The sequence below is a fragment of the Mesorhizobium sp. Primo-A genome (genome assembly GCF_003997175.1).
Lineage (GTDB): Bacteria > Pseudomonadota > Alphaproteobacteria > Rhizobiales > Rhizobiaceae > Mesorhizobium > Mesorhizobium ciceri.
In genome coordinates, this window is record NZ_RZTG01000016.1 from 88,381 (window position 1) to 105,577 (window position 17,197).

A 17,197-nucleotide genomic window follows, 5' to 3' on the forward strand; every position below is an offset into this window, starting at 1 on the left:
TTCATTGCTGGTCCAGGATTGACTCGAGCTTCAGCGCGCCGCGCCGGATCTCGAACAGCATGATGCCGGTGGCAACGGCCAGATTGAGCGAATCGGCACGGCCCGCTTGCGGAATCCTGAGCAGCCTGTCGCAACTCGCAGCCAGGCTTTCGGGCAGTCCCTGCTGCTCGTTGCCCATCATCAGCAGCACGGGCCCGCGGGAAAAATCGACCGAGCGGTAGTCGACGGCGCCTTTCAGGTGGGTTCCGGCGACGAGGCCTGAAAACCCGCCTCGCCAGGCGAGGAAAGCCTCGGTTGTCGCCTTCGCCACCGGCACGGCAAAGATCGAACCCATGGTGGCACGCACCGTCTCCACGGAGAATGGATCAGTGGTATCGCCGACCAGGATGACGCCTTTGGCGCCGACGGCATCGACGGTGCGGATGACGGTGCCGAGATTGCCGGGGTCGCGCACCCGGTCGAGCGCCACCCAGACGTCGCCATTGTCAGCGCGGACATCTTTCAGGGCGAGGAATTTTTGCGAAAAGACGCCGACCACCATTTGCGGGTTGTCGCGACGGGTGATGGCGACCAGCACCTTCTCCGACACTTCGAGCACCATGCCGCCTGCCGCAACCGTGCGTGCGGCCACCTTCTCCACGGCAGCGTTGCCGCGCCCGGCCTTGGCGAAAACCAATGTCCTGATCTGCCAGCCGAGATCGAGCGCATCGATGACCAGCTTCAATCCCTCGGCCATGAAGGCGTTCTGCTGGTCGCGGAATTTCTTCTGAGCGAGCGCCTTGATGTCCTTGACCAGCGGATTGGCGAGGCTGGTGACCTCCTTCACCTGGCCGGGTGCGCCTGCATGCCGCTCGTTCATTCAGCCACCCAACGCGAAAACAATGAGGTCGATAGCGCCCGGCCGGCGGACTTTTCGCGGATGATCAGCTCACCCGATTCAACCTTGCCGCCCATACCGGCAAAGGTATCGCGCATCAGGGCGTGGATGGCGAAGAAGGAGGCGCGGATCGAGTAGGCGGTCAGCACCACGGCGAGCGGCTTCGGCGTCAGGATCGCCCGGCAGAGGTCGGTCAAATCCGGCAGGTCCTCGAACAATTGCCAGACCTCGCCCTTGGGGCCACGGCCATAGGCCGGCGGGTCGAACAGAATGATATCGTAGCGGCTGCCGCGGCGCTCCTCGCGCTCGGCGAATTTCACCGCGTCGTCGACGATCCAGCGGATCGGCTTGCTGCCGAGGCCGGCCATCTCCTGGTTTTCGCGGGCCCAGCCGATCGCCTTCTTCGAGGCATCGACATGGGTGACCTCGGCACCGGCGCGAGCCGCCACCAAGGAAGCGAGACCGGTATAGCCGAACAGGTTCAGAACCTTGACCGGCCGCTTCGCCGCCGCGATCAGCCCGGCCATGTGGTCCCAGTGGGAGGCCTGCTCGGGAAAGACGCCGACATGACGAAACGAGGTGAAACGGCCGAGATAGTCGATGCCGTCATGCTTCATCGGCCAGGTCTCGCCGAGCGGCAGCTTCGGGAAACGCCAGCGGCCGATCCCCTCCTCGTCGGTGTCTCCGGTGAAGACGGCGTCGGCGCGCTCCCATTCCTTTGCCGGCAATGCCTTTTGCCAGATCGCCTGACCCTCTGGCCGCACGATCCGGTAGGGGCCATATTGTTCGAGCTTCTGGCCGGTGCCGCTGTCGAGCAGCGCATAATCGGCATTGGGCGCCACTTCCAGGATCACGGGAAGATGTTCGGCGGGCAGAGCGCCTTCGCGGCGGGCCAGGATGCGCGGCGCCGAGTTCGGTTCGGAACGATTTTCCGTCTTCGCCTCATGGCGCTCGCGCGGTGGCGCTTCCGGTCTGGCAGGAGCCTGGCCGGGACGCGGGCGTGACACGTCCGCCGCACTCTTGGCGGATGGATGTGGACGGTTGTCGCGGCGTTTGTCGCGAAAAGACTTCAAGCGGGGGCAACTCCGAACGGCGTGGCCGCTTTTGACATAGGGCAACCGGCTTCGCAACCAAGTCCGACAGGTCGGCCTCTCCGGTTTATGTCTGCCGGCGATGGACCAATGTCAAAGAAACAGGCAAATCTGCTCGATGTCCCGCTCCGAACGCCTGCTCGACCTCATACAGTGCTTGCGCCGGCATCGCCGGCCGGTGAGCGGGCACATGCTTGCCGACGAGACGGGCGTTTCGATCCGCACGCTCTACCGCGACATCGCCACGCTGCAGGGCCAGGGCGCGCCGATCGAAGGTGAGGCGGGGTTGGGTTATGTGCTCAAGCCCGGCTTCATGCTGCCGCCGCTGATGTTCAGCGACGAGGAGATCGAAGCCATTGTGCTCGGCTCGCGCTGGGTCGCCAGGCAGCCGGACCAGCGTCTCTCGGCCGCCGCCGCCAACGCGTTGGCCAAGATCGCAGCCGTGCTGCCCGACGATCTGCGCGAGGATCTTGACGCGAGCACACTGCTGGTCGGGCCTCCTGCCGCGGCCACCGAGGGCATCGATCTTGGTCTGGTGCGGCAGGCCATCCGCAACGAGCGCAAGCTCGGCTTTCTCTACCGCGATGCCGGCGGGGCCGTGTCCCAGCGCGTCGTCTGGCCATTTGCGCTGGGCTTCTTCGACAAGGTGCGGGTGGTGGTGGCGTGGTGCGAGATGCGGCAGGATTTCCGGCATTTTCGCGCCGATCGCATCGCCGAACTCCAAGCAATGGACACGCGCTATCCGCGTCGTCGCCAGGCGCTGCTCAAGGAATGGCGAACGACGCTCGACAAGCCGCGTGGTTCGCGATGACTGCTGCCATATTCTGACAGTAGCCTATCGTATGTTCGTCAAGTCGAAACACCGAACCTTGGAGAGCAGATATGGCCACCCCGAATTTCGTCATCCTCTATGTCGACCAGCCGCAGCAGAGCGGTGCCTTCTACAGCGCGCTGCTCGGTCGTGAGCCGGTCGAAAGTTCGCCGACCTTCGTGCTGTTCGTGCTCGATGCCGGCTTCAAGCTCGGCCTGTGGTCGCGCCATACGGTGGAGCCGGCAGCCGCCACGTCAGGCGGTGGCGCCGAAATCGTGTTTGCGCTGGATACGCCCGATGCGGTCGATGCCGCCCATGCCGACTGGTCCGGGCGCGGGCTGAAGATCCTGCAGACGCCGACCGACATGGATTTCGGTCGTACTTTTGTCGCGCTCGATCCCGATAATCATCGCCTGCGCGTCTACTGGCTGTCCGACGGGGAACAGGCCAATGGGGAACAGAAATGAGCGCGTATTGGATAGCGGTGGCGTCGGCCGAGCATGTCCGGCGTGGTCGCACAGCCGGCTTCATGCAGGTCAACCACGGCAAGGCGGCACCGCTGCGTCGCGTCAAGCCGGGTGATGGCGTCGTCTACTATTCGCCGACCACTGTTTTGGGCGACAAAGACGGCCTGCAGGCTTTCACGGCGATAGGCATCGTGCGGGAAGGCGAGCCTTATCAGGGCGATATGGGCGCCGGCTTCACGCCGTTCCGCCGCGATGTGGCATGGGCCAAGGCCGAGGAAGCGCCGATCAAGCCGCTGCTCGACAGGCTGGACTTCACCGCGGCCAAGTCGAACTGGGGTTATCAGCTTCGCTTTGGCCTTTTTGAAATCGGGGATCACGATTTTCGTGTGATCGCCGAGGCGATGGGCGCCGAAATGGGTGCAACGGTAAACTAGGCCGTGAGCGCCTTGTAGACGGCAATGCCGGCGGCAAGATCCTCGAGTGCCGCTCCGACCGACTTGAACAGCGTGATCTCACCGGCGCTCTCGCGGCCCTTCTTCCGGCCGCGCGCCAATTCGTGCAGATCGGCGACGATGGCTTCCGGTTTCAGCACGCCGGAGGCCAGCGGTTGGACGATGTCGCCGGCTTCCTTGGTGGCGCCGGCGCGGGTGTCGACATAGACGCGGGCAAGCCTGATCGCATCGTCATCGCTCTCGCGCATCGTCGGCGTAAAGCCGCCGACCAGGTCGACATGGGTTCCCGGCCGCAACAATGCGCCCTTGATCAACGGCGTGGTCGTGATCGTCGCCGAGGAGACGATGTCGGCCTGCCCAAGCTCCGTATCGAGATCGCTTGCCGCACTGGCCGCGAAGCCCTGGGCGCACAGATCGGCCGCGACTTTCTCGGCATTGGCCGGGGTGCGGTTCCAGATGCGGATGGTCTTGATGGGCCGCACGGCCGAGTGCGCCTTGGCGAGGAAGGGCGACAGCGCGCCGGCGCCGACCACAAGCAGCCGCGAGGCATCGTCGCGGGCGAGATAGGAGGCCGCAAGCGCCGAAGCACAGGCGGTGCGCCATTGTGTCAGCCGCTGGCCGTCGATCAGGGCCTCGGGTTCGCCGGTGGCGCCGTTGAGCAGAAGATAGAGCCCCATCACCGCGGGCTTGCCGATGGCATTGTTGTCGGGCGACACGGTGACGATCTTGACGCCGACGTGACCGCCGGCCGACGTGCCGGCCGCGTTGAGATCGGTCCAGGCCGGCATCAAAAGCAGTGTGGAGGCGGCACCATCGGGCCGCTCGATCGTATGATGATGCCTGACCGGCTGCACCGCACCGTCGCGAAACGCCATGCGCAGCGTCTCGACCAGTCCGGGAAAGGTCAGCGCATGGTCGACCTCTGCGGCCGAAATGGTCAGCATGAAAAACTCCGTGAGGACAAAACCGCCGATTGGCGGCTCAAGCGGTCGGCTTCGGCAATGCTGCCCCTTGGGCGGACCCCGGTGCCTGGCTTTGTGATACCGCCGGCGCACGGCTGACCGCCTGGCGCAGGTTCTCGGCTTCGACGCCGCGCTGGCGCGCCAGCTTGCGATAGCGACCCTGTTTGACCCACGTAGCCAGACTGCCGACGATCATGCCGATGGCGAGCGCCAGGAACAGGAAGATGAACAGCGGCAAAGTCAGGGTCAGCTTCGGATTGCCGGGGTTGAACGGGTCCAGCGTGAAGGCGACCAGTTCGCGGTTGGCGACAGCGAGTGCGATCAGGATGATCGCCAGGGGCACGAAGATCGCGATGAGGATGAAGCGATTGAACATGATGTTTTCCGTCGGAAGCTGGCCTGTCCGAAAGGCCGTCAGGCGCTGACGTCGCGCCTACTTGCCGCCGTTCAGCCTTTCACGCAGTTCCTTGCCGGTCTTGAAGAACGGCACCCATTTCTCCTCGACCTCGACGGATTCGCCGGTGCGCGGATTGCGTCCGGTGCGCGCGGGACGATTTTTCACCGAAAAAGCGCCGAAGCCACGCAACTCGACCCGGTTGCCTTCGGCAAGGGCGTCGGTGATTTCATCAAAGATCGCGCCGACGATGTTTTCGACGTCGCGCAGGAAAAGATGCGGATTGCGCGTGGCAATAATCTGCACAAGTTCGGACTTGATCATGAGACGGGTCCCCGTGAAAGCAGTGCGGTCAAAATTATGAGGATGATTTTATTTGCTTTTTTCACTTGCCCCAAACGGCTTCTCAAGGGTGCCAGACGGAAACGAGACCGTCAAGAAACAAGCGGTCGGCTCCGAGTTCATGGATGACGTCGCTGCTGTAGGCGGGCAGGCCGAGCGCACTGCCGATCGTTTGCGCCATCGCTTTCGAGAACAGGAAGCCGCTGCGCCGTTCGGTATCCTTCCACTCGACGACCTTGAGCTTGGCATCGACGCCCTTGGTCGCCAGCCAGTCGACCGCCACGGTCTCGCCACCGACGGCGTCGATCAGCCCGTTGGCAACGCCCTGGCGACCGGTGAATATCGAGCCGTCGGCAAGCACCAGCGCTTGTTCGCGGCTCATCTTGCGGCGTTCGGCGACGATGTCGACGAACCAGTTGTAACTGTCGAGGATGAGCTTGCGAACCATGGCGCGCTCGTCGTCATTGGTCGGCTTGAAGGGAGAGGGCGCGGCTTTCAGCGGCGAGGATTTCACCTCCTCCAGCTTGACGCCGAGTTTGTCCATCAGGCCGCTGACGTCGGGATACTGGATCAGCACGCCGATCGAGCCGACGATCGAGGTCTTGCGGGCAACGATGTGATCTGCGGCACTGGCGATCATATAGCCCGCCGATGCGGCGAGCGTGCCGACTTCCGCCACCACCGGCTTGTCGGCGGCCAGCTTGCGCACTTCTTCATAGATCGATTCACCGCCAACGGTGGTGCCGCCAGGCGAATCGATCGACAGGATCACGCCTTTCACCTTCGATGAAAGACGGATGGTTTCCAGCCGCTTGATCAGTTCCTCGTCCTCGGTGATCGTGCCTTCGATCTTGACCTTGGCAATATGGTCGACCGTCGAGCCGCCGAAATCGTCGCCATAGAACCAGGTTGAAAGCGCAATCACCCCAAGGGCTATGATGCCTATGGCGACGACGCGCCAGAATGTCAGCTTGCGCCGCAAACGGCGGCGGTCGATCAGGTCGTCGGCTCTCAGTGCCATGGTCAGCCTTTCAGTCGGCGGGAGGAGACGCTTTTAGACCATGATCCTCCCATCTGGAAGCAGTTCTCTTTTGCGCATGGCGAGACAAGTCGGCGCCTGGACGTGAGGTGGCTATCCGCGTCGGCAGTCGACGGGGCCGGGTCGGGCCCTCTCCAGGCGTCGGTCTGCTCACATATTCGTGCAATCGCCACCAGGTCGGGCGACGAGACCGATGGCTGATAAATTTTACGCCGCGTGTCTGTTTCTGCTATGGAGAACACGCAGTTGTGCGGACTTCGTTTTCGTCTGTACAAAGGCGGCTGTCACATTTTTGCAGTTTTCGTGGGCTTGTGCTTGCTTGAAAGCGCCGGCGTCCCACCTATAGGCGGTGCCCAAGGGCGGGCAGGGTTAGAAGAAAGCAGTGAATGTTAGCGCGACCGATTGAACCGACCGACGCCGAGGCGGTGTTGGCTCCCCCGGCGGACGGCCGGACGCGCGGCGATGCTTTCGACCGTGCACAGCGTCATTCGCGCCGCGTGCGCGTTCTCAAATTTGCCGTGCCGGTGGCCGCAGCACTGATAGCGGTCGCTTTCCCGGTCTATTCCTATCTCGCCGCACCCGTCTCGGTGAAGATTCAGGCGGAAGGCACTGCCTTTTCCAACGGCAAGCTGGTGATGGCCAATCCCAAGCTCAACGGTTTCACCAAGCAGAAGCAGCCTTATTCGATGACGGCGCTGCGTGCCATTCAGGATGTCAGCACGCAAGGTATCATCGAGCTGGAAGGCATCGACGCCAAGGTGCCGATCGCGTCCGACAATGTGGCGGCGGTCAAGGCCTCGCACGGCACCTACGATCGCGACGGCAATACGATGAACCTGACCAGCGACGTGACGATCACCACGACCGACGGCATGCAGGCCAAGTTCAAATCGGTCTTCCTCGACATGGGCAAAGGCACTATGAAGACAGGAGATCCCGTCGATGTCAGCCGTGGCGGGTCGCGGATCACGGCGGATACGATGTCGGTCCAGGACAATGGCAAGATTCTGGTTTTCGAGAACAAAGTGCGCGTCAACATCGATTCCGCCGCCCTGAAGGCGGCACAGGGAAACAGCGGAGAAACCAATGCGGCTCAGTAGTTCGACGCGGCTCGCGGCTGCAACTTCAGCGTTGCTGCTGCTCGGACTCGTGCCGTCATGGGCGCAGACGACCAGTCAATCAGGCCTCAAACTGTCCGGCGACAAGCCGATCCAGATCGAGAGCGACAAGCTGGAAGTCCGCCAGGCCGACAGTGTCGCCATCTTCACGGGCAATGTCAGCGTCGTCCAGGGGCCGACATTGATGAAGGCCGGCAAGATGACGGTCTACTACGTCAAGGACCCCAACGCCGCTGCCAAGGGCACGGAGGCCGCGGGTGCGGCGATGACGGGCTCGGCCAACATCGACCACCTGGAGATCTCCGACAAGGTCTATATCAAGTCGGATGCGCAGATCGCGACCGGCGATCAAGGCAGCTTCGATATGAAGAGCCAGGTGCTGGTGCTTTCGGGCAAAAAGGTCGTTCTGTCGCAAAACGACAACGTTCTGGTGGGCTGCAAACTTACCGTGCAGATGAAAAGCGGGCTGGCTCAGGTGGATCCATGCGCTGGGCAACGTGTCCAGATGTCGATCACGCCGCCGCCGAAATCGGGAGCGACGAACCCCTGATGGCCAGCCTGTCGTCGCTGACGGCGCGTCTTCCGGGACGGGCCGCCGGCAAGCTTTCGGCGCCGGCCACGGTGACCGTCGATGCGGGAAAGTTCAAGGGAACCCTGATCGCCAAGGGGCTGACCAAGAGCTACAAGGGCCGCAAGGTCGTCAGCGGCGTCACCATCGGCGTGCGCGCCGGAGAGGCAGTTGGACTGCTCGGCCCCAACGGCGCCGGCAAAACGACCTGTTTCTATATGGTTACCGGCCTGGTGCCGGTGGATGAAGGCACGATCGAGATCGACGGCTTCGATGTCACGTCGATGCCGATGTACCGTCGTGCACGCCTCGGCATCGGCTATCTGCCGCAGGAAGCATCGATCTTCCGCGGCCTCAATGTCGAGCAGAATATCCGCGCCGTGCTGGAAGTGGTCGAAAAGGACCGCAAGGTGCGCGAGCGCAATCTCGACGAACTGCTCGAGGAATTCCACATCAGCCATCTGCGCAAGGCGCCATCCATGTCGCTTTCGGGCGGCGAGCGGCGACGCTTGGAAATCGCGCGAGCGCTGGCGACGCGTCCGGCCTACATGCTGCTCGACGAGCCTTTCGCCGGCATCGATCCGATCGCCGTCGCGGATATTCAACAACTGGTGCGCCACCTCACGGCGCGCGGCATCGGCGTCCTCATCACCGATCACAATGTGCGCGAAACGCTCGGCCTCATCGACCGCGCCTACATCATCCATGCCGGCCAGGTGCTGACCCATGGAAGGGCCGACGAAGTGGTGGCAAACCCGGATGTGCGGCGACTTTACCTCGGCGAGGGTTTCACCCTCTGAGCGTGAAATTTGTTTCCTGACACGATTTTTGCGGTTCGCGCGGCGCTTTTTCCTCGATTTTGCTCCGAGATAACGCTCCGGTAAGCGAGTTTTGCTACCAATTGCCTTGACAAGCAAAAGCCGGGCCAGTTTCTATGGCCGGCTGCAAAATTCCTTTCCGGAAGTCCGGATGCGTAGACGAGGCGTTTGAAACCGAACCATGGCGTTGGCGGCCAAACTACAGCTACGACAATCGCAGTCGCTGGTGATGACGCCGCAACTGATGCAGTCGATTCGGCTGCTGCAGTTCACCCATGTCGAACTCGAGCATTTCATCGACGAGGAAATCGAGCGCAATCCGCTGCTGGAGCGCGCCGAGCCGCAGGACGATGCCGCCAGCGACCAGGCGCAGAAGATCGAGGCGGAGCCGCAAGCCGCCCGCGAAGGCGACTGGTTCGAAAACGAGACGCAGTGGAGCGCGGAGGCGATCTCGGACAAGCTCGACACGTCGCTGGAAAACCTGTTTCCCGACGACCCGGGCACCAGCGAGCGGCTCGGTCCCGACCTGACGGCGCAATGGAAATCGGCTTCCGGCAATGGCGCGGGTTCCTCATCCGAGTGGTTTGACGCCGGCGACATGGCGACTGCTGCGATCACGCTGCGCGACCATGTCGGTGAACAGGTAGCGCTAGCCTTCGCCGATCCGGCTGCACGTCTGATCGCCGCCGACCTCGCCGACGGCCTTGACGAGACCGGCTATCTGCGTGCCGATCTGGCCGAGATCGCCGCTCGTCTCGGTGCGGATGCCGCCGCCGTGGCGAAGGTGCTGGCGGTGTGTCAGACCTTCGAGCCGGCCGGCCTGTTTGCCCGCGACCTGGCCGAATGCCTGTCGCTGCAGCTTGCCGTGCGGAGCCGGCTCGATCCGGCGATGAAGGCGCTGGTCGCCAATCTCGAACTCCTGGCACGGCGCGATTTTCACGCATTGAAACGGATCTGCGGTGTCGACGAGGAGGATCTGCTCGACATGCTGGCCGAAATCCGGGCGCTCGATCCCCGGCCGGGCATGGCGTTTTCGGGCGGCGCCAGCGACGCGATCGTCGCCGATGTGGAGGTGCGCGCGGCCAATGACGGCAGCTGGACGGTCGAACTCAATGCCGAAACGCTGCCGCGGGTGTTGGTCGACCATATCTATTTCGCCCAGGTCTCTCCGCAGGCCAAGAACCAGGCGGAAAGGGATTTTCTGGCCGAATGCCTGCAGAACGCCAACTGGCTGACGCGCAGCCTCGACCAGCGGGCAAAGACCATCCTCAAGGTCGCCTCGGAAATCGTTCGCCAGCAGGACGCCTTCCTCGTCCATGGCGTGCGGCAGCTGAAGCCGCTCAATCTGCGCACTGTGGCCGACGCCATCGGCATGCACGAATCGACCGTCAGCCGGGTCACAGCCAATAAATACATGCTGACGCCGCGCGGCGTGTTCGAGCTTCGCTACTTCTTCACCGCCTCGATCGCCGCATCGGGCGGCGGCGATGCGCACTCCTCGGAAGCCGTGCGTGACCGCATCAAGCAGTTGATCGACGAGGAGAAGCCCGTCGACGTGCTTTCCGACGATGCAATCGTCGACATGTTGCGCGAAAGTGGCGTCGACATTGCAAGGCGTACGGTCGCCAAGTACCGGGAAGGCATGAATATCCCCTCCTCGGTGCAGCGCCGGCGCGAGAAACGTGCGATGGCCAGCGCCGGGCGCTGAGGCGGGTCGATTTTCCACAAGCCAGCACTTCATTGACAAGCCGCGGTGAACTGGCTAGAAGCCCGCCCGCATGAGACGGGCTAGATGCCCGCATGCGGATGGTCCGTCACGACGTTGGCCTCGGGACGGTCAAAGGGCGGCTTGTGATCAACCGGAAAGTCTGGATTTAAAATCGGCGCAAGTGACGCCGCAAAGCTTGTGCGCACGGATCACGAGTATAAACTCGGGCCAGTTTGAAGCCTGAGCAAGGAAGGTCAGTTTTCAGATGAATCTGCGCATATCGGGAAAACACATGGACATCGGCGATGCGTTTCGGACACGCATCAACGATCGTGTCGGCGAAGCGATCGGCAAATATTTCGATCGCGGCTTTGCCGGACATGTCACGGTCATCAAATCGGGTTCGCGCTATTCGGCGGATTGCATGATCCGGCTGGATTCCGGCGCTTCGCTGCAGGCCACCGGCGATGCCCAGGATCCGACGCTTGCCTTCGAGGCGGCGGCGGACCGTCTGGAAACCCGCCTGAGGCGCTACAAGCGCCGGCTGAAATCGCACAATTCGGGCGCCGCCAACGGCCAACCGACCGACATAGCCTACACGGTGATGGCGCCGCTTGCCGATGACGACGAGGACATTCCGGAGAATTTCGCGCCGGCCATCGTCGCCGAATCAACCATGACGCTGAAGACCATGTCGGTGGCGTCGGCGGTCATCGAGCTCGACACCAAGGACAGCCCGGTCTTCGTCTTCCGCAACGCGGGAACCGACCATCTCAACATCGTCTATCGCCGACCCGATGGAAATATCGGTTGGATCGACCCGTCGACGACCAAGGTCGCACAAGCGTGACGACAACGGTCGCACGGTGACGACAAGGGTCGCACGGTGACGACGAGGTCGCACTGGGATAAGAGCCGGCCGCACGAGGGGTGAGGACTGGTGACGGCAGGCGAACAAGGGATTTTCAAGCATGGATCTGAGCGATCTTATCAACGTTCCGGCGATATTGCCGGCGTTGAAGGCGAACTCCAAGAAGCAGCTGCTGCAATTGCTGTCCGAACGGGCGGCGGCGATTTCCGGCATTCCGGAGCGGGAGGTGTTCGACACCATCCTGCAGCGTGAGCGGCTGGGTTCGACCGGCGTCGGCAACGGCATCGCCATCCCGCACGGCAAGCTGGCCGGCGTGAAGCGCATCGCAGGTGTTTTCGCCCGGCTGGAGACGCCTGTCGATTTCGAATCGCTGGACGATCAGCCCGTCGATCTGGTGTTTCTGCTGCTGGCGCCGGAAGGGGCGGGTGCCGATCACCTCAAGGCACTGTCGCGCATCGCGCGAGTGCTGCGTGACGCCGACACGGTGGCCAAGATCAGGGGTACGCGCGACGCCGCGGCTATCCACGCGCTTTTATCGGACACCCAGGCCTCGCACGCGGCCTGATTTTTCTGGTGAGACGAACTTCAAGGGCCGCCACGGGCGGCCCTATGCGTTTGAGCCTGCTGGTCGCGCCTAACAGGGCGGCGCGCTGGGTCTTAGTGGATGGCGACCGTGGTCAGGTCGTTTTCCATGGCACCGGCCAGTGCGCGGTCACGCGCGTCGGAAAGCAGGATCGGCTGGCCATTGGCTGCAAACAGCGCCCACAGTTCCATGCCGGGAGCGATTTCGCCGAGATTGGGGAAACGGCCGAGCAATTCGTCGCTCGAGACCTTTCTGAGATAAGCGACCGAGCCCTCGCCGAGATGAGCGAATTCGCCATTGGTCATGGTGATAGTTTCAGTTCTGGTCATTTCAAAGCCTCCTTGGCGCGAGGACGCCGCTCAAGGCCATCCCGCATGAGAGCCATCGGTAAAGATCAGTCTTTCACCGATATGTTTATTTTCCGTACCAGCCGTTCGGACTCCGGCCGATCGAGGTCGATCGCCAAAAGGCCGTTCTTCAACTCCGCTGCGATCACCCGCATGCCGTCGGCCAGCACGAAACAGCGCTGGAACTGGCGCGCGGCGATGCCGCGATGAAGAAATTCGCGCTCGGTGTCGTCGGTCTGACGGCCGCGCACGACCAACTGGTTTTCCTCCGTGGTGACATCGAGATCGCTTTCGGCGAAACCGGCGACCGCCAATGTGATGCGCAACCTTTCGGTTTTGCCGTCGGCGCCGCTGAGGCGTTCGATGTTGTAGGGAGGGTAGCTGTCACCGGACTTCGCCAGGCGTTCCAGGGTCTTTTCCATGGCGTCGAAACCAAGCAGAAGCGGGCTGGAAAAGGGCGTCATTCGGCTCATGTTACACTGTCCTCTCAAGAGCGACATAAAGTGGAAAAACCCAGATGGCATTTTTCCCGATGGCCTTGATATGGTCCGCCCCGCGACCAAGTTCAAGCCGTCAACAGACCCGCCCAAAAAGACCAGGCCGTGGACTCACAGGAATGACAGACATGGCGCTTGAAACGGCGAGCAGATGCAAGGAAAAGCGCGCGGGTCGGGATTGTCTTCCCCGGTCGAGCGGTTCGGCCTGGCAGCTCGCGGCCGCTTCGGCGTCATTTGGATGTTCCGATCGGATCGATGCAAGTCCACGACCTCGCCAAACAAGGAATTGAAATGCCCCAGTCACGCAAGATCATCATCGACACGGATCCCGGCCAGGATGATGCCGTCGCCATATTGCTGGCGCTCGGCAGCTCCGAACTGGAGATCGTCGGCATATCAGCCGTTGCCGGCAACGTGCCGCTGAAGCTTACCGAAAAGAATGCCCGCAAGATCTGCGAGCTGGCCGGCCGCCCGGACATCAAGGTCTATGCCGGTGCCATCCGGCCCCTGACGCGCGAACTGGTCACCGCCGAGGAAGTGCATGGCAAGACCGGCCTCAACGGTCCGCAATTGCCCGAACCGACGATGAAGCTGCAGGACCAGTACGCGGTCGATTTCATCGTCGAGACGCTGATGAGCGAAGAAAGCGGCACGATCACGCTTTGCGCGCTCGGCCCGCTCACCAACATTGCGCTGGCGCTGATCCGCGAGCCGCGCATCGCACCGCGCATCAAGGAAATCGTGCTGATGGGCGGCGGCTTCTTCGAAGGCGGCAATGTCACACCGACCGCCGAATTCAACATCTATGTCGACCCGCAGGCCGCAGATGTCGTGCTCAAATCCGGCATTCCGATCGTCATGATGCCTCTCGACGTCACCCACAAGGCGCTGACCACCGCCAAGCGCACGCAGGCCTTCCGCGCGCTGGGCACCAGGGTCGGCACCGCCACCGCGGAGATGTTGGAGTTCTTCGAGCGCTTCGATGAAGAGAAATACGGCACCGACGGTGGCCCGCTGCACGATCCTTGCGTCATCGCCTATCTGTTGAAGCCGGACCTGTTCAAGGGCCGCAACTGCAACGTCAGCGTGGAAACCGCCTCGGAACTGACCATGGGCATGACCGTGATCGACTGGTGGGGCGTCACCAAACGGCCGAAGAACGCCATGGTGATGCGCGACATCGACCATGATGCGTTTTTCGCCTTGCTGGTGGAGAGGCTGGGGCGGCTTAACTGACCGTCAGAACAGAACTGAACTTGTGAGCACGCGTCTTCACTCATTGAGAAACCGATAGGTGTCTCCGCCGCGCTTATGATGTTGCCGCTCGATGGGGATGACCGAACCGACAAGGTGCGGCATCCCCACTTCATCATCGATGGATGTCACCGCGCTGTTGCCATCAAGGCGGACATCGTATGTGTAATACAGCCCGCGCCCGGCAGCCATCTTCGGATTGATGGGCATTAACCTCACATACTCGATAGTGCCCATCACACTCTGAGTTGCCACAACCGGATTGTCCTGGTTCATCGCAATCGGGATCAGCGCCGCCAGGGGCAGTGCGCAGAAGAATACGACACCAATGACTGCGTCTCGGTATTCTGCCTGAAACAGAAGCAGGCGGTTTCTGAGAGAAGATACTGTTGCCATGATTCAATTCACGAATCGGTAGAAGACGAAGCCATTGTCGCGCGTGACGCGTTCGATGTTTGTGCGCGAGCCGATCAGATGCGGGTGATCGTCATCGATAAGGACAGACGAACCGTTCTCGATAGAAACCAGATATATGCCGCGGCCATGGTCCAACCGGACACTTTCGACGTTTGCCTCGACTGTGTCGACCGATCGGATCGGGCTGGCGTCGTTGATCCATTTGTTTGCCGCCAACATGATCATAACCGCAAACGCACCAATAAAGAGGATCACGCCAGGCGCGTTCCTCTTCAAACCATCCCAAGTCCAAAAGACAGACATGAATCCCTCAAGCCAGATTCATGTGGTGGTGGGACAGCACACTTTCAATCTGTTGCCATTCCAGGGTGCTGCAACTCCTTGCGGCGCCGGCTCGGCCGCCTTTACTTCGACCGCGAAAACGCCAGCCACAGGCCGCCGCCGACCATGAAGCTGCCGCTGATCCTCGACAGGAGTTTGATGCGGCCGGCCGACAGCAGGCGCCCGGCGCGGCCGGCGGCCAGCGCGTAAGTCGAATCCGAGAAGGCGGCGAAGATCATGGCGGTCAGACCCATGACGGCGATCTGCAGCGAGTAGTTGCCTTGCGGCGAAATGAACTGCGGAAAGAAGGCGCCGAAGAAAATCAGCGTCTTGGGGTTGCTCAGCGCCACCAGCAGGCCCTGCAGGAAGAAGCCGCCGCGCGGCTTTCTCGCTGTTCCATCGGCATTCAACGTGCCCTTGGAGCGGAACATCTGCACACCCATCCAGATCAGATAGGCCGCGCCGATCAGTCGTACCCACTCGAACCAGTGGCCCATGCCTGCGATCAGCGTGTTGAGGCCGATGCCGACGATGGCGATCATCACGGCAAGCCCGGCCTGCGTGCCGGCGACGTTGGCGAGGCCGGCGCGCGAGCCATGGCGGATGCTGTTGGCAATGATCAGCGTGACCGTCGGACCGGGCACCAGGATAATGACGATGCAAGCGAGGACATAGGCGGCGTAGAGTTCGAGCGACATGCTTTTTCCCCAGGAATACCGCCGAGGCGGCGCGGCTGAGGATAATCAATGCATGGCGGCGATAGCGATGCAAGCCGGTGCGCGAAGCGCCGCGGCCGCCAACGCGTGCGATTCAGGCGCCGGCCGGCCAGGGCAGTGTTGCCTCATAGGCGGCCGCCGCCTTGAGCACGGCAAGGTCGCCGCGTGGCCGGCCGATCAGCTGCATGCCCATCGGCCGCCCTCTATCGTCGAAGCCGACCGGCACATTGGCCGCCGGGCAGCCGCCCAAGGTCGCGAAGGCGGAAACCTGCATCCAGCGGTGATAGCTGTCCATTGTGCGTCCGGCGACCTCACGCGGCCAATGCGTATCGATGTCGAAGGGGAAGACCTGCGCTGTCGGCAGCGCAATCAGATCATAGCGGTCGAAGATCGACAGCAGCGTGCGATGCCAGGACGTGCGGATGACCGAAGCGGCGCGGATCTGCGGCGCCGTCAGCCGCGTTGCGTTCTCCACTTCCCAGATGGCTTCCGGCTTGAGCAGGCGGCGCTTCGCGGGATCGTCATAGTGGGTTTTGAGCGCGCAGCCGCTGCTGGCCTGGCGCAGCGTCACGAAGGCCTGCCACAGCGCTTCGAAATCGAAATCCGGCAGCAGGGGCTCGGTCGCGAAGGACGCTTCCGCAAAGCGGCCAAGTGCCGCCTCGCACAGGCCGAGAACGCCTGTTTCAACCGGCAGATGACCGCCGAGATCACCGAGCCAGGCGATGCGGCCACCAGTTGCGGGTATTCCAAGCCCTTCGAGGAACGAGCCGGGTTTCTCGTAGGACAATGGCGCGTGCGGGTGGTAACCGGCCTGCACATCGAGCAGCAGTGCCATGTCACGGACGTTGCGGCCCATCGGCCCGTCGACGCCCATCTGCGCATGGAAGACTTCGAAATCGGGTCCGCCGGGAACAAGTCCTTGCGACGGGCGGAAGCCAAAAACATTGTTCCAGGCGGCCGGGTTGCGCAGCGAGCCGCCAAAGTCGCTGCCATCGGCGACGGGCACCATGTCGAGCGCCAGGGCAACGGCCGCGCCGCCGCTCGAGCCTCCGGCGGTCAGGGCCGGATCGAAGGCGTTCAGCGTCGGCCCGAACACGGCGTTGTAGGTGTTGGAACCAAGCCCGAATTCGGGGACGTTGGTCTTGCCGATGATAATGGCGCCGGCATTGCGGATGCGCTCGACGAAGAAATCGTCCTCCTGCGGCACGAAATCGGCGAAGATCGGCGAGCCGAAAGAGGTCCTGAGGCCCGTGGTCGAGGCGAGGTCCTTGATGGCCATCGGCAGGCCGAAGAGCGGGTTGGTTTTGGCTCGCGTTGGGCTGGCATCGGCCGCATCGGCTTCGCGCAGGATATCGGCGCGATCGCGCAAGGAGACGATGGCGTTGACCAGCGGATTGACCGCCTCGATGCGGTCGAGGAATGCCGCCACCACCTCGCGCACGCAAAGCTCCCTCTCCCGGATCGCGCCGGCGAGTTCGACTGCGGACAGGCGGCAGATGTCGCCTGCCGGTGGCACGGCATGTTTTGTTTGAGGACGCAGCATT

At 62.6% G+C, this 17,197-nt stretch carries 22 protein-coding genes; 10 read left to right on the forward strand and 12 right to left on the reverse strand.

Features of this window, described 5'->3' with window-relative positions:
- Position 1: 1 nt before the first annotated feature.
- Together EOC83_RS27055 and EOC83_RS27060 are read right to left on the reverse strand one after the other, a co-directional pair.
- Entirely contained in the window at positions 2-859 is an 858-nt protein-coding gene (locus tag EOC83_RS27055; RefSeq protein ID WP_063169012.1) for an RNA methyltransferase, read from the reverse strand.
- A complete protein-coding gene (locus tag EOC83_RS27060) occupies positions 856-1,950 on the reverse strand; it encodes a class I SAM-dependent rRNA methyltransferase (protein ID WP_063169011.1) in 1,095 nt (364 codons plus the stop codon). The genes EOC83_RS27055 and EOC83_RS27060 overlap by 4 nt, the downstream gene beginning before the upstream one ends.
- Before the next feature lie 136 nt (positions 1,951-2,086).
- On the opposite strand from EOC83_RS27060, the gene EOC83_RS27065 reads away from it, so the two are divergent.
- The 3 genes from EOC83_RS27065 to EOC83_RS27075 all read left to right on the forward strand — a co-directional run bounded on the left by EOC83_RS27065 (position 2,087) and on the right by EOC83_RS27075 (position 3,680).
- A complete protein-coding gene (locus EOC83_RS27065) occupies positions 2,087-2,779 on the forward strand; it encodes a YafY family protein (protein WP_063169010.1) in 693 nt (230 codons plus the stop codon).
- A 71-nt stretch (positions 2,780-2,850) separates the two neighbouring features.
- The gene (locus EOC83_RS27070) at positions 2,851-3,246 is read left to right on the forward strand and encodes a VOC family protein (RefSeq protein WP_013529579.1); all 396 of its coding nucleotides are present in this window, start codon (positions 2,851-2,853) and stop codon (positions 3,244-3,246) included.
- Positions 3,243-3,680: an EVE domain-containing protein gene (locus EOC83_RS27075; RefSeq protein ID WP_063169009.1), complete on the forward strand. Its 438-nt coding sequence runs from the start codon at positions 3,243-3,245 to the stop codon at positions 3,678-3,680. Before EOC83_RS27070 ends, EOC83_RS27075 begins: the two co-directional genes overlap by 4 nt.
- On the opposite strand, the gene EOC83_RS27080 is transcribed toward EOC83_RS27075, so the two are convergent.
- The 4 genes from EOC83_RS27080 to sppA form a co-directional block, all read right to left on the reverse strand.
- Positions 3,677-4,642 carry an ornithine cyclodeaminase family protein gene (locus EOC83_RS27080; protein WP_063169008.1) on the reverse strand — a complete coding sequence of 322 codons (966 nt, stop codon included), beginning with the start codon at positions 4,640-4,642 and terminating at the stop codon, positions 3,677-3,679. The two genes, EOC83_RS27075 and EOC83_RS27080, sit on opposite strands and share 4 nt — an antisense overlap.
- A gap of 37 nt (positions 4,643-4,679) precedes the next feature.
- Positions 4,680-5,036 carry a DUF1049 domain-containing protein gene (locus EOC83_RS27085; protein WP_024502826.1) on the reverse strand — a complete coding sequence of 119 codons (357 nt, stop codon included), beginning with the start codon at positions 5,034-5,036 and terminating at the stop codon, positions 4,680-4,682.
- Positions 5,037-5,093: 57 nt separating this feature from the next.
- Positions 5,094-5,378 (reverse strand): integration host factor subunit beta, encoded by a 285-nt coding sequence (locus EOC83_RS27090; protein WP_006200394.1) that lies wholly within the window; start codon positions 5,376-5,378, stop codon positions 5,094-5,096.
- Positions 5,379-5,460: 82 nt separating this feature from the next.
- Positions 5,461-6,417, reverse strand: coding sequence for a signal peptide peptidase SppA (gene sppA / locus EOC83_RS27095; RefSeq protein WP_027161328.1), 957 nt, complete (start codon positions 6,415-6,417; stop codon positions 5,461-5,463).
- A 404-nt stretch (positions 6,418-6,821) separates the two neighbouring features.
- Here sppA and lptC point away from each other — a divergent pair, with 404 nt between their 5' ends.
- The 6 genes from lptC to ptsN all read left to right on the forward strand — a co-directional run bounded on the left by lptC (position 6,822) and on the right by ptsN (position 12,083).
- On the forward strand, positions 6,822-7,535 hold the full coding sequence (gene lptC / locus EOC83_RS27100) for an LPS export ABC transporter periplasmic protein LptC (protein ID WP_013529584.1): 714 nt from the start codon (positions 6,822-6,824) through the stop codon (positions 7,533-7,535).
- Positions 7,522-8,103 carry an LptA/OstA family protein gene (locus EOC83_RS27105; protein WP_013529585.1) on the forward strand — a complete coding sequence of 194 codons (582 nt, stop codon included), beginning with the start codon at positions 7,522-7,524 and terminating at the stop codon, positions 8,101-8,103. Before lptC ends, EOC83_RS27105 begins: the two co-directional genes overlap by 14 nt.
- Positions 8,103-8,921 carry an LPS export ABC transporter ATP-binding protein gene (gene lptB / locus EOC83_RS27110; protein ID WP_013529586.1) on the forward strand — a complete coding sequence of 273 codons (819 nt, stop codon included), beginning with the start codon at positions 8,103-8,105 and terminating at the stop codon, positions 8,919-8,921. The genes EOC83_RS27105 and lptB overlap by 1 nt, the downstream gene beginning before the upstream one ends.
- 199 nt (positions 8,922-9,120) lie before the next feature.
- The gene (gene rpoN, locus EOC83_RS27115; RefSeq protein ID WP_063169007.1) at positions 9,121-10,647 is read left to right on the forward strand and encodes an RNA polymerase factor sigma-54; all 1,527 of its coding nucleotides are present in this window, start codon (positions 9,121-9,123) and stop codon (positions 10,645-10,647) included.
- A 265-nt stretch (positions 10,648-10,912) separates the two neighbouring features.
- Positions 10,913-11,497: a ribosome-associated translation inhibitor RaiA gene (raiA, locus tag EOC83_RS27120; protein WP_013529588.1), complete on the forward strand. Its 585-nt coding sequence runs from the start codon at positions 10,913-10,915 to the stop codon at positions 11,495-11,497.
- A gap of 121 nt (positions 11,498-11,618) precedes the next feature.
- Positions 11,619-12,083, forward strand: a complete 465-nt coding sequence (gene ptsN, locus EOC83_RS27125) for a PTS IIA-like nitrogen regulatory protein PtsN (RefSeq protein ID WP_013529589.1) — start codon at positions 11,619-11,621, stop codon at positions 12,081-12,083.
- Positions 12,084-12,175: 92 nt separating this feature from the next.
- Here ptsN and EOC83_RS27130 read toward each other — a convergent pair whose 3' ends face one another.
- Positions 12,176-12,430, reverse strand: coding sequence for a DUF1150 family protein (locus EOC83_RS27130; protein WP_013529590.1), 255 nt, complete (start codon positions 12,428-12,430; stop codon positions 12,176-12,178).
- Between the two features lie 65 nt (positions 12,431-12,495).
- Positions 12,496-12,921: an Hsp20 family protein gene (locus EOC83_RS27135; RefSeq protein ID WP_013529591.1), complete on the reverse strand. Its 426-nt coding sequence runs from the start codon at positions 12,919-12,921 to the stop codon at positions 12,496-12,498.
- Positions 12,922-13,236: 315 nt separating this feature from the next.
- Here EOC83_RS27135 and EOC83_RS27140 point away from each other — a divergent pair, with 315 nt between their 5' ends.
- Positions 13,237-14,181: a nucleoside hydrolase gene (locus EOC83_RS27140; protein WP_063170333.1), complete on the forward strand. Its 945-nt coding sequence runs from the start codon at positions 13,237-13,239 to the stop codon at positions 14,179-14,181.
- 36 nt (positions 14,182-14,217) lie between these two features.
- Here EOC83_RS27140 and EOC83_RS27145 read toward each other — a convergent pair whose 3' ends face one another.
- From EOC83_RS27145 to EOC83_RS27160, 4 genes are all read right to left on the reverse strand, one after another.
- On the reverse strand, positions 14,218-14,595 hold the full coding sequence (locus tag EOC83_RS27145) for a hypothetical protein (RefSeq protein ID WP_063169006.1): 378 nt from the start codon (positions 14,593-14,595) through the stop codon (positions 14,218-14,220).
- A 3-nt stretch (positions 14,596-14,598) separates the two neighbouring features.
- Positions 14,599-14,919, reverse strand: coding sequence for a hypothetical protein (locus EOC83_RS27150; protein ID WP_013529594.1), 321 nt, complete (start codon positions 14,917-14,919; stop codon positions 14,599-14,601).
- 101 nt (positions 14,920-15,020) lie between these two features.
- Positions 15,021-15,635, reverse strand: a complete 615-nt coding sequence (locus tag EOC83_RS27155; protein ID WP_013529595.1) for a LysE family translocator — start codon at positions 15,633-15,635, stop codon at positions 15,021-15,023.
- 112 nt (positions 15,636-15,747) lie between these two features.
- Positions 15,748-17,196: an amidase gene (locus EOC83_RS27160; protein ID WP_063169005.1), complete on the reverse strand. Its 1,449-nt coding sequence runs from the start codon at positions 17,194-17,196 to the stop codon at positions 15,748-15,750.
- Position 17,197 lies beyond the last annotated feature (1 nt).

What these genes read in the sequence shown, in the direction of transcription:
- EOC83_RS27075 (WP_063169009.1), top strand. Translation starts at nt 3,243, where the DNA reads ATGAGCGCGTATTGGATAGCGGTGGCGTCGGCCGAGCATGTCCGGCGT.
- EOC83_RS27080 (WP_063169008.1), bottom strand. Translation starts at nt 4,642, where the DNA reads ATGCTGACCATTTCGGCCGCAGAGGTCGACCATGCGCTGACCTTTCCC.
- EOC83_RS27070 (WP_013529579.1), top strand. Translation starts at nt 2,851, where the DNA reads ATGGCCACCCCGAATTTCGTCATCCTCTATGTCGACCAGCCGCAGCAG.
- EOC83_RS27150 (WP_013529594.1), bottom strand. Translation starts at nt 14,919, where the DNA reads ATGTCTGTCTTTTGGACTTGGGATGGTTTGAAGAGGAACGCGCCTGGC.
- lptB (WP_013529586.1), top strand. Translation starts at nt 8,103, where the DNA reads ATGGCCAGCCTGTCGTCGCTGACGGCGCGTCTTCCGGGACGGGCCGCC.
- rpoN (WP_063169007.1), top strand. Translation starts at nt 9,121, where the DNA reads ATGGCGTTGGCGGCCAAACTACAGCTACGACAATCGCAGTCGCTGGTG.
- ptsN (WP_013529589.1), top strand. Translation starts at nt 11,619, where the DNA reads ATGGATCTGAGCGATCTTATCAACGTTCCGGCGATATTGCCGGCGTTG.
- EOC83_RS27160 (WP_063169005.1), bottom strand. Translation starts at nt 17,196, where the DNA reads ATGCTGCGTCCTCAAACAAAACATGCCGTGCCACCGGCAGGCGACATC.
- EOC83_RS27140 (WP_063170333.1), top strand. Translation starts at nt 13,237, where the DNA reads ATGCCCCAGTCACGCAAGATCATCATCGACACGGATCCCGGCCAGGAT.
- EOC83_RS27155 (WP_013529595.1), bottom strand. Translation starts at nt 15,635, where the DNA reads ATGTCGCTCGAACTCTACGCCGCCTATGTCCTCGCTTGCATCGTCATT.
- EOC83_RS27090 (WP_006200394.1), bottom strand. Translation starts at nt 5,378, where the DNA reads ATGATCAAGTCCGAACTTGTGCAGATTATTGCCACGCGCAATCCGCAT.
- EOC83_RS27145 (WP_063169006.1), bottom strand. Translation starts at nt 14,595, where the DNA reads ATGGCAACAGTATCTTCTCTCAGAAACCGCCTGCTTCTGTTTCAGGCA.
- raiA (WP_013529588.1), top strand. Translation starts at nt 10,913, where the DNA reads ATGAATCTGCGCATATCGGGAAAACACATGGACATCGGCGATGCGTTT.
- lptC (WP_013529584.1), top strand. Translation starts at nt 6,822, where the DNA reads ATGTTAGCGCGACCGATTGAACCGACCGACGCCGAGGCGGTGTTGGCT.
- EOC83_RS27055 (WP_063169012.1), bottom strand. Translation starts at nt 859, where the DNA reads ATGAACGAGCGGCATGCAGGCGCACCCGGCCAGGTGAAGGAGGTCACC.
- EOC83_RS27130 (WP_013529590.1), bottom strand. Translation starts at nt 12,430, where the DNA reads ATGACCAGAACTGAAACTATCACCATGACCAATGGCGAATTCGCTCAT.
- EOC83_RS27135 (WP_013529591.1), bottom strand. Translation starts at nt 12,921, where the DNA reads ATGAGCCGAATGACGCCCTTTTCCAGCCCGCTTCTGCTTGGTTTCGAC.
- EOC83_RS27065 (WP_063169010.1), top strand. Translation starts at nt 2,087, where the DNA reads ATGTCCCGCTCCGAACGCCTGCTCGACCTCATACAGTGCTTGCGCCGG.
- sppA (WP_027161328.1), bottom strand. Translation starts at nt 6,417, where the DNA reads ATGGCACTGAGAGCCGACGACCTGATCGACCGCCGCCGTTTGCGGCGC.
- EOC83_RS27105 (WP_013529585.1), top strand. Translation starts at nt 7,522, where the DNA reads ATGCGGCTCAGTAGTTCGACGCGGCTCGCGGCTGCAACTTCAGCGTTG.
- EOC83_RS27085 (WP_024502826.1), bottom strand. Translation starts at nt 5,036, where the DNA reads ATGTTCAATCGCTTCATCCTCATCGCGATCTTCGTGCCCCTGGCGATC.